Annotated in this window: 15 protein-coding genes; 8 read left to right on the forward strand and 7 right to left on the reverse strand. The window is 64.4% G+C overall.

Annotation, left to right across the window (positions count from 1 at the left end; genetic code table 11):
- The 6 genes from ABJK40_RS00065 to ABJK40_RS00090 all read left to right on the forward strand — a co-directional run.
- The coding region (locus ABJK40_RS00065; protein ID WP_348510112.1) for an integrase core domain-containing protein at positions 1–304 on the forward strand (304 nt) is incomplete at its 5' end.
- A gap of 31 nt (positions 305–335) precedes the next feature.
- The gene (locus ABJK40_RS00070) at positions 336–749 is read left to right on the forward strand and encodes a hypothetical protein (protein ID WP_348510113.1); all 414 of its coding nucleotides are present in this window, start codon (positions 336–338) and stop codon (positions 747–749) included.
- Between the two features lie 218 nt (positions 750–967).
- Positions 968–1,675 (forward strand): HPP family protein, encoded by a 708-nt coding sequence (locus ABJK40_RS00075; protein ID WP_348479345.1) that lies wholly within the window; start codon positions 968–970, stop codon positions 1,673–1,675.
- Between the two features lie 157 nt (positions 1,676–1,832).
- Positions 1,833–3,149: a chloride channel protein gene (locus ABJK40_RS00080; RefSeq protein ID WP_348479346.1), complete on the forward strand. Its 1,317-nt coding sequence runs from the start codon at positions 1,833–1,835 to the stop codon at positions 3,147–3,149.
- Entirely contained in the window at positions 3,146–3,562 is a 417-nt protein-coding gene (locus ABJK40_RS00085) for a MarR family transcriptional regulator (RefSeq protein WP_348479347.1), read from the forward strand. Before ABJK40_RS00080 ends, ABJK40_RS00085 begins: the two co-directional genes overlap by 4 nt.
- Positions 3,563–3,952: 390 nt before the next feature.
- A complete protein-coding gene (locus tag ABJK40_RS00090; protein ID WP_348479349.1) occupies positions 3,953–5,233 on the forward strand; it encodes an IS256 family transposase in 1,281 nt (426 codons plus the stop codon).
- Between the two features lie 168 nt (positions 5,234–5,401).
- Here ABJK40_RS00090 and ABJK40_RS00095 read toward each other — a convergent pair whose 3' ends face one another.
- The 6 genes from ABJK40_RS00095 to ABJK40_RS00120 all read right to left on the reverse strand — a co-directional run bounded on the left by ABJK40_RS00095 (position 5,402) and on the right by ABJK40_RS00120 (position 8,725).
- Positions 5,402–5,716 carry a hypothetical protein gene (locus tag ABJK40_RS00095; RefSeq protein ID WP_348479350.1) on the reverse strand — a complete coding sequence of 105 codons (315 nt, stop codon included), beginning with the start codon at positions 5,714–5,716 and terminating at the stop codon, positions 5,402–5,404.
- Positions 5,717–5,837: 121 nt separating this feature from the next.
- The gene (locus ABJK40_RS00100; RefSeq protein ID WP_348479351.1) at positions 5,838–6,134 is read right to left on the reverse strand and encodes a hypothetical protein; all 297 of its coding nucleotides are present in this window, start codon (positions 6,132–6,134) and stop codon (positions 5,838–5,840) included.
- A 44-nt stretch (positions 6,135–6,178) separates the two neighbouring features.
- A complete protein-coding gene (locus tag ABJK40_RS00105; protein WP_348479352.1) occupies positions 6,179–6,931 on the reverse strand; it encodes a DUF1971 domain-containing protein in 753 nt (250 codons plus the stop codon).
- Positions 6,932–6,967: 36 nt separating this feature from the next.
- Positions 6,968–7,453, reverse strand: coding sequence for a group III truncated hemoglobin (locus tag ABJK40_RS00110; protein WP_348479353.1), 486 nt, complete (start codon positions 7,451–7,453; stop codon positions 6,968–6,970).
- On the reverse strand, positions 7,450–8,160 hold the full coding sequence (ric, locus tag ABJK40_RS00115) for an iron-sulfur cluster repair di-iron protein (RefSeq protein ID WP_348479354.1): 711 nt from the start codon (positions 8,158–8,160) through the stop codon (positions 7,450–7,452). The genes ABJK40_RS00110 and ric overlap by 4 nt, the downstream gene beginning before the upstream one ends.
- A 160-nt stretch (positions 8,161–8,320) precedes the next feature.
- Positions 8,321–8,725, reverse strand: coding sequence for an Rrf2 family transcriptional regulator (locus tag ABJK40_RS00120; protein ID WP_348479355.1), 405 nt, complete (start codon positions 8,723–8,725; stop codon positions 8,321–8,323).
- Positions 8,726–8,821: 96 nt separating this feature from the next.
- On the opposite strand from ABJK40_RS00120, the gene ABJK40_RS00125 reads away from it, so the two are divergent.
- Complete coding sequence (locus tag ABJK40_RS00125) at positions 8,822–9,259, forward strand: VOC family protein (protein WP_348479356.1); 438 nt, start codon at positions 8,822–8,824, stop codon at positions 9,257–9,259.
- Positions 9,260–10,121: 862 nt separating this feature from the next.
- On the opposite strand, the gene ABJK40_RS00130 is transcribed toward ABJK40_RS00125, so the two are convergent.
- Complete coding sequence (locus ABJK40_RS00130) at positions 10,122–10,433, reverse strand: antibiotic biosynthesis monooxygenase (protein WP_348479357.1); 312 nt, start codon at positions 10,431–10,433, stop codon at positions 10,122–10,124.
- Positions 10,434–10,537: 104 nt separating this feature from the next.
- Between ABJK40_RS00130 and ABJK40_RS00135 the strand changes: the two genes are divergently transcribed.
- Positions 10,538–11,479 (forward strand): helix-turn-helix domain-containing protein, encoded by a 942-nt coding sequence (locus tag ABJK40_RS00135; protein WP_348479358.1) that lies wholly within the window; start codon positions 10,538–10,540, stop codon positions 11,477–11,479.
- Positions 11,480–11,918 lie beyond the last annotated feature (439 nt).

The raw sequence follows: 11,918 nt of genomic DNA on the forward strand, positions 1-11,918 counted from the left end.
TCGGTTCACCGAACGCCTCGACGAGATCGGCGCTCGCCCCTCCATCGGGACCGTCGCGGACTCCTACGACAACGCGCTCGCCGAGACCGTCAACGGGCTCTACAAGACCGAGTGCGTGTTCGGACCTGACGCACCACGACCATGGGACGACGTCGACCAGCTCGAACTCGCCACGCTCGGCTGGGTCCACTGGTTCAACACCGACCGCCTCCACAGCCACTGCGGCGATGTCCCGCCCGACGAGTTCGAAGCAGCGTTCTACGCTGCACAACAGACCGCCCCGACCGGGGTTGGAAACCAATAGAACGAGCCTCCATCAAACCCAGGGCGATTCAGTGCTGATGGTCCTGTCGGCGTGCAGTGACGCACCGTTTCCGCGCACGATCGGGCTTGTGAACGACCGGCCCGTGTCCCTCACCGAGAATGCCGAAGATTCGGATGTCCCGTGCATTGGCGTCTTCGTTGCAACTGCTGGTTTGAGCACATCGACTCGGACATGCCCGACACTCGCCGATACCGAGAGCTACGCAGTACAGCTGACCGCAAACGGTGAGTCGTTTGTGTTGGGCTTCGGGCTGGAGCCGGGCGAGGAGATTGCTCAGCCTGATGCCATCGAGATCCTCACGAGCGACGAGTTCGAAGTCGGACGGTTCTTCGCGATTGCGTTGGCCGATGCGGCGCCGATCGACAGCGTGACGGTCGAGGGCGATGTCGGAGTTCGCACGATTGAGGTTTCGCAGCCTGACTAACTCTCCCTTTGCGACAATCGGTCTCGACGATGCTCGACATCCGATGGAGGGCACGGGCGATATCGAGGGCCAGGCCGCTCGCTCACGTGCCGTTCTCGATCGGTCCACGACTCTTGGGTCGAGCGTAGATATGCGTGTTTTCGAGGGCGTGGTGGCTGGTGCGGTCAGTTTGCGGGTCCTTCCGGCGTTTTCTGGATGCCGTTGTAGCCTCGCCGATCGTGGCGACGTGGATGAGGTGGCTCGGCGTCGAGGTCGACGAGGTCAGCACGAAGGAGAAGGCCGTATCGGGCCTCGGCGGTTTCGTTGCCATCGGCATTCTGATGTTGATCACGCGCGACGCGCTCGATCTGCATGGCGCGTCGATGGTGATCGCGTCGATGGGCGCGAGTGCCGTGCTGCTTTTCGCCGTGCCCCACGGACAGTTGTCGCAACCGTGGCCGGTCGTGGCAGGTCACGTCACGTCGGCGTTGATCGGCGTGACGGCAGCGGAGATGATCGGATCGATCGAGCTCGCCGCAGCCGTTGCTGTCGGCGCAGCGATCGGCGCGATGCACGTGCTGAAATGCATCCACCCGCCCGGCGGAGCTACGGCGCTGACAGCAGTCGTGGGCGGCCCTGCGGTGTACGACCTGGGGTTTCAGTTCGTTGTCCGGCCAGTTCTGCTCAACGCCGTGGCCATGGTGATGCTCGCTGTTGCGTTCAACGCCATGTTCGCTTGGCGTCGTTACCCGGCGGCGGCCAACAAGCCCTCGCCGGGGTCGGTCGCAGGAGGCCCTTCACACGCCGATGTGCTGGCTGCGCTGCGCTCGATTGATTCGTTCGTCGACATCACCGAGACCGATCTCGTGCGCCTCGTCGCCCTTCTCAGCGATCCGGTGGAGGAAGACCAGGTGGCGATTTCCGCACCGCGCCCCACAGCACGCTGACGGCCACTGCTCGCCTCAGCCGTGGGTTTCCACGAGTTGTCACGCAATCTGGGGGTCGCCGCCCGGTGGTGTGGGACGAATTTGATGAGGTCAGGACGTCGGGTCTTCCGAGCCCCGAGCCACGATCTCAAATAGATCGTGTTACGATCTATCGACGGTGTTGGGTACTCTTCCGCGCGACCGGCTGAACGACTTCTTCGGGATCAGGTCCCGGATGGTGGCACTGATTGTGGCGATGGGTTTCGGTGGCGGCGCAGCCGGGGCGGTGTATCTGTGGGTTCTCCACGTCGTGTCGGAGCGCATCGGGACTGGCCGGTGGACGAGCGTCGGTCAGATCGCGGTACTCGCAGTCACCGGCGTGGCGGTGAGCGTGCTGATCAAGCTGTTGGGCCGACCCGCTGATGTCGATCTGTTGGTCGGCAACATTCATGTCTCGGGAATGACCGATGGCGACATCGAAGAGTCGGGTGCGGATGGTCGCGACACCGACGGCCGGTTGCGGTCGCTGATTCCAGTGTCTCTGTTGTGCATTGGCGCCGGGGGGACGCTTGGTCCCGAAGCTCCGCTGGTCACGATGACGGGCACGTTGGCAACGCGGGTCGCCCGTCGCTCGAAGGTGGACGCCGCTGATCTCCGGGTACTCGCCATCACCGGGATGGCCGCCGGATTCGCCGTACTGTTCGGAGCGCCGCTCGGCGCAGCTGTGTTCGCATTGGAGATCCCGCATCGTCGTGGACTCGAGTATTACGAAGCGCTCGTACCCGCAGCGATCGGCTCCGTGTGCGGGTTCGCTCTCTCCACCGTGTTGGGTGGTCACGGGCTCGAACCCATCTGGAACCTGCCGGGTTCGGATCTGGTTGCGGGAGTCGACCTGTTGTGGGCGGTGCTCGCAGGCGTGCTTGGCGCAGCGATCGGAGTTGTGTTCACGGTGCTGGTGGATCTGCTCCATCGAGTGGTGTCGTTGATTCCTGTATCTGCTCGCCCTGTTGTGGGCGGGGTTGTGCTCGGCGCGCTCGCTCTGGTGAGCCCGTACGCGCTCACCAATGGCGAGGTCCAAATTCTCGAACTGGTTTCGTCCGCACCTCTCACGACAACGCTTCTGCTCGCAGGCATCGTCAAGCTCGCTGCTGCCGCAGTCGCATTGGTCACCGGGTGGCGGGGCGGGTTCATCATCCCGCTGTTCTTCACCGGCTACACGCTGGGGTGGGCGGCGGCAGATTGGCTGGCGATCGATCACACGTGGATGTTCGTGGCCGCCACGATGGTTGCCGCCAACGTTGCTGTGACGAAAACGCCGATCGGGTCGACTCTCGTTGTCACCGAGATGTCCGGCCTCGCGCTCGGACCGGTCACGATCATCGGGGCGCTGACGAGTCTGGTGCTGACCTCACCGATTGCCCTGATCGAGAACCAGCGACGCCGCTTCGACGCCTACGAGACCACGGACAGCGACCTCGGAGCGAATAGCACATGACCGATCCCGACACGCCTCTGACCGACGACGACTACCGGTCACTTGCCGAGTTCCGCCATGCGCTCCGGCGGTTCCTCGCGTTCTCCGAGGGCGCTGCCCGAGATCACGACATCACCCCGGCCCAGCACCAACTCCTCCTCGCGATCCGCGGATCGGCCTCAGGGCGGCAGCCGTCGACGAGCGAACTCGCCGAGGCCCTACAGCTCCGACTCCACTCCGTGGGCGAGTTGATCGATCGCGCCGAGGCGAACGGGTACGTGGAACGCCGAATCGACCCTGGCGATGCTCGCCGCACACTGTTGACACTCACCGAACACGGCCAATCACTCCTGGACTCACTTTCCGTCCTTCACCGGAGCGAGTTGCGCACCTTCCGCACCGAACTCGCGGCGATCCTCGACCAACTCAACTGACCGCCCGGATCGCTCGACGTAAGGATCTGCACGTCCCGACGGCAAAGCCCAGAGCGTCACGCCCCAACCGCTGACGCTCGCCGGTGCAGCGGATCCAGACGTGCTGGCCATCATGAAGACATGCCCGACGGTCCTGATGAAGGCGGTGAAGCACCGTGCTGGCAGGGACTGTCCGGTAGAAGTCGACCAGCATCCTCCACCGCTGCGAATCGTCGGATCGAACACGATTTTCTACGCCGACCAAAGGAGCGAACTCGTCGTCTCCGCTCACGTCGTCGTCGCTTCTGTCGCCAGCGGATGAGAACGAGACCTCAGGGACTGTCAGATCCGCGGTGTAACTGGTCTGGCCTGAAACGCTGAACCGTCGTGGTTCGGCCGGAAGGACAGACAATGACAGACCATGATGTGGTGGTGGCGACATCGCCCACCAACAACAACGATGACGGTCGGCTTGATCAGTCGATCGCGGAGGAGCTCGTCGCGCGGGCCCGATCGGAAGGGGTCGATCTGGTCGGCCCGGGAGGGTTGCTGGGTGATCTCACCAAGCAGATCCTCGAGACCGGGTTGGGGGTCGAGATGGATGAGCATCTCGGCTATTCGAAGTACGACTCGGCCGGGCGCAACCACGGCAACTCGCGGAACGGGACCCGTTCGAAGACGGTGATCACCGAGATCGGCCCGGTCAATATCGACGTGCCCCGCGATCGTGACAGCAGCTTCGAACCCGCAACGGTGAAGAAACGGCAGCGCCGTCTGAACGGGGTGGACTCGATGGTGATCTCGCTCACCGCGAAAGGCCTCACGACCGGCGAGGTCCAAGCGCATCTGGCTGAGACGTATGGGACCGACGTGAGTCGCGAGACGATCTCGAAGATCACCGACCGGGTCCTCGACGACTTGGTCGAGTGGCAGAACCGGCCCCTCGACCGCGTGTATCCGGTGATCTTCATCGACGCGATCGTCGTGAAGATTCGCGACGGCCAAGTCGCCAACCGGCCCGTCTACACCGCGATCGGCGTGACCGTTGACGGTCAACGCGACATCCTCGGACTCTGGATCGGCACCGGCGGCGAAGGCGCCAAATACTGGTTGCAGGTGCTCACCGAGATCAAGAACCGTGGCGTCGACGACGCCTGCATCGTCGTGTGCGACGGACTGAAAGGCCTACCCGAGTCGATCGAAGCAACCTGGCCGTTGGCGGTCGTGCAGACCTGTGTGCTGCACCTGATCCGCAACACGTTCCGTCTCGCCTCACGGCGCGACTGGGACAAGATGGCCCGCGATCTGCGACCGGTCTACACCGCCGTCAACGAAGCCGACGCCCAGGTCCGCCTCGATGAGTTCCACGACAAATGGGGCGAGCAATATCCGGCGATCCGCACCCTGTGGTCGAATGCGTGGTCCGAGTTCGTGCCGTTCCTGGACTACTCACCCGAGATCCGCCGGGTCATCTACTCGACTGATACGAACGCGATCGAGTCGTTGAACGCCCGATTCCGGCGGGCGACCCGAGCGAGGGGGCACTTCCCCAACGAGCAGGCCGCGATGAAATGCCTCTACATGGTCGTGCGTTCGCTCGACCCAACCGGCACCGGCCAGGAACGCTGGATGAACCGCTGGAAGCCCGCCCTCAACGCCTTCGCCATCACCTTCGAAGGCCGCCTCTTCTGAGGCCTACGATCCCAACAACCAACATGCACCGCCAGACCAGTTACACCAATCGTCTGACAGTCCCAGACCTCACGACACTTGGAAGGAGAACCCGGATGAGGCGCACCAAAGGCTGAGGAAATCAGCTCTGAGATGCGGCTGCGCAATGCGCGATGGTCGTTTGGGACTTCAGTGTTTGAGATCTGGTAGCGCAGCGACGACGGCGATGTCGTCGGCGGTGGCCCCGGATCCGTATGCGGAGATGTAGAGCCCTCGGTGTCCGCAGCCGGCGTCAAGCGCGTAGACGATGGCTTCGTCGTCAGGGTTGCTGTCGCCCTCGAAACGGACGATCGCATCGATGGTCAGTTCCGCGGGATTGTGGCTCGTCGAACACTGTCCACAGACGAGGCGTCCGTCATGGGCGCGGTAGTCCTCGACGTAGCCGCCGAGCGCAAGACGGGTGGTTGCCTGACTCAGGGTCTCCATCGCGCCACCTTCGGTCATGTCTCGACCGTACCGCTCGTCTGTTCGTTCACCGTGCAATCGTTCCCCGCGGCGATCTGTTGTGCGTTGGGTGGGAAGTTGGCGATCGCCTTGCTGGTCTCGGGTCCCCAGTACTGGTCCGTCACTGCTCCTCGGTCGATCTGCCAGCGTGTCCGGGTTGGTGGGCTTCGCAGATGTGAACGGTGGTGGCGTGGGCTTGGCCCATGGTGATCTCGCCGTTCGGGGCAATGTCGAGGGTGTGGCCGATCGTGGTGATCGTGGTGAGCAGGACGCTTTCGTCGAGGTCGTGGGTGATGGCGATACAGCCGTCGACGACGTGGGGGTCGACTGCGTGGACCCCGGGTGTTGCCGTGATCGTCTCGATGACCTGATTGAAGCAGCTGGGACAGTTGATGTCGGCGGTGACGTAGGTGAGCACGAGTCGTGTTCCTTCGGTGCGATCGGTTGAAGGGTTCGGTTGGTTCAGCGGTGTTGCGCGGGTCGCCAGGTTCCTTTGCCGAGGAATCGCTGGGCCATGGCCCAGGCCATACCGGTCGCCCGCTTCTTCGCGTGCTCAGCGTGCGGGCCGGTCCATCCGCCGTCGACGGTGTCATGGAAGATCTCGAGCCAACGATCGAAGAGTTCCGGGGTGAACGGATCGGCGTCGTGAAGTGTTCGGTGCGCCTCGATCACATCGATCTCGTAGCCGGGAGCGTAGAGCAGCACGTGACACCAGTAGTCGGTGACGGACTCGATGTGGGCTTGCCAGTCGATGAAGCCGGGTTCGAAGTCGAAGTACGGCTCGAGGAGTTCGTCCTGGACCACATCGACGTACTGGCGTGTGACCATCTCGTGGACCTCCTCGGTCGTGTCCAGGTCGCGGTGGCGGTGCTCCCACGGCCCCGAGCGGCGCCGTGAGTCGACTGCAACCGAACCGGGCACCATCGGCGCGTCGGGGGCTCGGTAGAACTGGATGAAGAACGTGGCGTCGGTCGCGGGTTCGACTCGGTGCTCGATGCCGGGCTCGATCACGGCGGTGTCGCCGGGCCCGAGGCCGACGTCGCGTGGGGTGTCGCCCTCGTGATCGGTGTAGTGGACGGTGCCGGACTGGACGAACAACTGCGCCCAGACCGTCGTGCGATGCGACTCGGCGAGCTGATCGGGCAGGGATTCGACGTCGAACAACGGGGTGCGTCGAGCTGCGACGAGTTCCGATGGAAGTGTTGGTTCGTTCATCGATGTCCATCCATGTGTCGTTGGGGTCTCTGTTGGTCAGCCATGTGGAGGACCGCAGATCCGCTGGTCGGAAGAGGTCGCGAACGTCGCTTCGACCGGTTCGCTCGCGGCGCTGTATTCGCCGCGCAGGAGCTTGCGCAGCGCTGTCGCCATCTTCTGCGCGCGGTGCTTCGCCAGTTCCGCGTTGTTCCCGATGAAGTGTTCGTCCACGGTGCTGACGAAGAGGTCGAGCCAGCGTTCGTAGTGGGCGTCCGCGAAGGGGGTGCGGGCGTGGACGGGTTCATGAGCGCGCAAGGGTTGGCCGATGTAGCTCCGTTCGCCGAGCAACTGCCACGCCCAGAAGTCGGTCAGGGTGGCGACGTGGTCGTCCCAGGCCACGTGGGCGGCACTGAAGATCGGGCCGAGGAGTTCGTCCATCGCCGCATACCTGTAGAACGAGCGAACGAGGAGCTCGACGTCGGTACGGGTGGCCAGCTCGCCCCGGTTGGCGAGGTCGTGGTCGGTCAGTGGGCGGACGATCACGACGCCACTTGTTGTTCGAGTGCGACGACGGCCGGGAACAACATGTTGTTCTCCTTGTGCACGTGGAGGTGGGTGTCTGCCTCCAGCTCGGCCAATCCGGAGAACAATGCCGCGTAGGAGGCGCAACCGTCGGCCGGGGTCTGGTAGCTGCTGGTGAGTTCACGGAGTCGGGCGAGGAGTTCGCCGACGGTGTCGTGCTCGACGAGCAGCACCGAGATCGGGTCGCTGACCGTCCCGTGTCGAATCGTCGGTGCCGTTCCTGCAGCGGCGAGTTCACGGGCCATGGGAAACAGCACACGTTCCTCTTTGGTGAGGTGCGGTTCGAGGTCGGCTCGCAGGGTCGCGTAGCAAGCAGCGATCTCGTTCAGTTCCGGGTGTCGTCGGGCGTGCGCCGACACGACTTTGTCGGCGAGCGCTGACAGGCGAGGCAACTCCGCCCACAGGTACTGATGGTGCGTGCTCTCGAGGTGGTCGACCAGCTCAGCGACGCTCATCGTCGCCCACGCTGGTGCGACGTCTTCGACGTCGACCGCGGCGAGTTCGGCGAGAACCGTGTCGACGTCGAGGTCGCTGGATCGGCACGAGTCCGCCAGCGTTGCAGCTCCGCCGCAGCAGTAGTCGAGACCTCGTGTCTCGAGTTCGCGAGCGAGGCCCGGCTGTGCGGTGACGATTTCGGCGAGCTTGGTGTGTTCGGTGAAAGTGGTCATGAACTGGTCTCCTTGAATCGGTGTGGTTCGGGCGGCACCGGTTGCGGGCGCAGCGACATTGGCAAGGCCGATGACCTTGATGGCCGAATTGCCACTCGACGCGTGGTGGTCGATTTGGACGAGCGCAGCAGCCACAAGGCGTGCGAGGTAGCGAACGTAGTCATGCCGTCACCGCAACCGCTGCCAACGGCAAGCCGGCCAGTGACGCGACGAGTTCTCGGCGCGCACGAGCCCACGCGACGTGGAGAGCGCAGGGTGCGGCTGCGTCACACGAGCGATCGGCAACCACACACCGCCCACTCTCGGTCGGCCCGTCGACCTCTTCCACGATCTCCAACACGCTTAATGCGTCGAGGGCGACGACCGCTTCGTAACCGCCGGTCGGGCCGGGAACCGAACGAACCCACCCCGCACGCACCAGCGGCCCCATCACATGGGGCACGAAGCCGGCCGTCGTCCCCAACGCCGCAGCCAGATCAGCGCTCTTGAGACGCGATGGTGATCGCTTCAACAGCACCAGTGCCCGCACGGCCAAGTCGGCCCGCTGAGTGATCTCAAGTCGCATAGTACGAGACTCATGGATCGAGGTCGGCTCCGGTAGGGACCAAAGTCCCTCACACCTCTGTCCCACCGATCCGGACACGCCTGCCATCATGAAGACATGCCCAACGATCCTGACCACGGCGGCGAAGCACCGTGCTGGGCACACCTCGTCGGCGACCTCGACGAGCATCCTGCACCGCTGCGAATCGCTGCAACGAACACGATCCTCTACACCGACCGATGGAGCGAACTCGTCGACTTCTATCGGACACGTGTCGGCCTCCGAACGTCGATGGAACGAGACTGGTTCATCGAATTCGAGCTGCACCCAGGTGTTCACCTCAGCGTCGCCGACGCACACCGTGCCAGCATCGCAAGCGGCGACGGGGCCGGGCTGACGCTCAGCTGGTGCGTCGAGGACGCAGTGGCGGTACGGGATCGACTGGTTGCGAACGAGATCGAAGCATCAACCATCCACCGACGGTGGGGCTCACCCGGGTTCTTCGTGTTCGACCCCGCTGGCAATCGGATCGAATTCTGGTCCGAACAACCCTGATCTTCGACCGAGTTTGTCACAGCGGACAGCCAGCGACGACCGCGTGGAGCGTCATGTCTCGGTGTCCCACCAACGCAGCGGTGACGGTGGACAGAACCATCCCCCACCCCCCGGATCTGGGCACGCATATTGCCATCGGTAGTTGCGTTCCGCACCCCAGGGAGAACCGGCACGACGATCGGTCTCGTCGCGTCCTGGCGCCCGTCGGAAGGTGACGAGCAATATCGGGCGCCGGACCGAGCGCTCACGTGCCGTACCCGAGCGGGGTCTGTGACGGCTGGCGGTGATCGTTATGCGTGCCCTTGCGCGGCACCTTCGAGACGCGTCCAACGCAGATATGCGCGTGCGATAGGGGTGGGTCACCTCCGAGCGATCGGCACTTCGGAGCGAATGGCGTTTCGTGCGGGGGCATGATCACGTGCGCCCGGAGGTGAAGCGACTCGCTGCTCTCGGTCCGATGCCGGACGAGAGGTCGAACCCTTCCGTCGAACGGGTCGAGGAACTCCAGCGCGCGCTCGAGGCGCTGCCTGGCGCTCACGGACGAGGAAGCCATCGCAATGCTGGACTCCGTTCCGGATGGAGAGCACGGCAGCCTCTGCGAGGTCGAGCGGTCTCTGCTCCACTCGATCGAAACCGCACGTATGGACCGATTTCCTCGAAGCCCTCGACGTTCGTTCTTGGTGGGTCTCCAACCTTCGACGGCGGGCGGAACGCGAAGGGCTGCTGTGGCCGGCCTACTGCCAGGTCGCGCGCAAGTTCGCACACTGGATATCGGCCCGTCGGGGATCGTCAACGTGGTGCGGGTGTCGAGGCGATTGGCCATGCCGCTCGGCAGCGCTCGACCGTCTCGAGCGGTGGCGGACTACGGGAGTTTGGAAGCGAGGACGTCGGCCGGCAGGATCTCGGGCGCTGCGCCGAGGAGCTGCTGGTTCGCCATCAGGGCTTCGACGATGGCGCCGTTGGCGTGGGCGTCGCGAGCGGCCTCGTCGGGAAACGCGTCGAAGATCCAGAAGGTGTCGGGGTGGGTCCTGACCGCGAACCAGACCATGGTGCCTTCCTCTTCGTTGGCGAGTTCGACGGCGCCTGCGAGCAGATCGCCGAGCGCGTCGTGCTGGCCATCGGCCGCAACGATCTTGGCGACGAAGGCGTACGGGAGTGATGCGGGTGTGGACATGGTGGTCTCCTCGGTTCGGGGCTGCTGGTGTGAGAAGTCCAACGTACGACGAGGAGGGGGTGTTGGCGAGTGGCGGATACGGCAGTATTGCTACCGTTCACGCCATGCGGATCGGACTGATCGTTCTCGACGGTTGCTTTGGTTCGGCGGTCGCGTCGGTGATCGACATCGTGCGGGTGGCTGACGGAGCCCGCGGCGATGTCGACCCGCGTATCGACCCGATCGAGCTCGCCATCGTCGGACCGAAGCGGCGGGTGGCCACGACGACATCGATGACCCTGTCGGTGGACCACCCGCTGTCGGAGTCCGGCGACTTCGACGTGGTCGTCGTCCCTGCGCTTGGAACCCTCACCGCCGCCGCCACCAACGACGCCTTGCAGACCCGAGATGCCCGTTCGGTCATCGAGTCACTCGAGCGTCTCGACGACGCGACCACCCAGATCGCCGCGGCGTGCACCGGTGTGTTCGCCGTCGCCGAGACCGGACGGATGCACCACCGGCGGGCGACGACCAGCTGGTTCCTGGGGCCGGAGTTCCGAAAGCGCTATCCGACCGTCGACCTCGATCTCGACACCATGGTCGTGGTCGACGGAAACCTCGTCACCGCCGGCGCGGCCTTCGCCCACATCGACCTCGCACTCTCACTCGTGCGAACGGTCAGCCCCGACCTGGCCCAGCACGTTGCCAAGCTGCTCCTCATCGACGAGCGCCCGTCGCAGGCGGCCTTCGTCGCCTATGAACACCTCCGCCACGATGACCCAATCGTCGTCGAGTTCGAACGCTTCGTGCGCGCACGCCTCGACGAACCGCTCGACGTCGCGTTCGTCGCGCAGTCGCTCGGCACCAGCCGGCGCACGCTCGAACGACGAGTTCGTTCGGCGCTCAACCTCACTCCGCTGGGCTTCGTCCAACGTCTTCGCATCGAACGGGCTCGGCATCTCTCGGCAACCACCGACCTCAACTCCGCCGAGATCGCGCTGCGGGTCGGCTACGCGAACGCCGAGACACTCCGCTCCCTCTTGCGCAGGGAACGACGCCTTTCCTGAGTCAGCAGCATGCATGTAGCCGGTGTTGTACCGCCCGGTTGGAACCAGATCCCAGCACTTCGCATCGATGCCCATGCAACGCCCATGGCTTGACCACTCGACACGCCTGCAGCTCGTGCCATGCCCGCCCACGGCGTCTGCAGCTGGCCACCGACTGTTCGGCGGAGCACTCGGCGGGACTGCCCACGACGGCCGGATCGAGGACGCGCGATACTGAGCGACCGCAGCCAAGCGCGAAGTGCCGAACTGCTCGGGCTGGCGAGTAAGTTGGACACGCCTATATCGAGCGGATGTTGTGCCGCACGGCATCGACCCCGGTTCACCAGTGTCTGAGCTTTGGTCCGACGAGTCCCGATCACCGATCGGCTTGCAGCCGCCGGCGTCCGAGCAAGAGTCTTCAGCTGGTGCTGTCGAGAATGAGGCGGATCGCTTCGTGTGG

Origin of the sequence: Ilumatobacter sp. (assembly GCF_039969435.1) — a bacterium.
Taxonomy (GTDB): Bacteria; Actinomycetota; Acidimicrobiia; order Acidimicrobiales; family Ilumatobacteraceae; genus Ilumatobacter_A.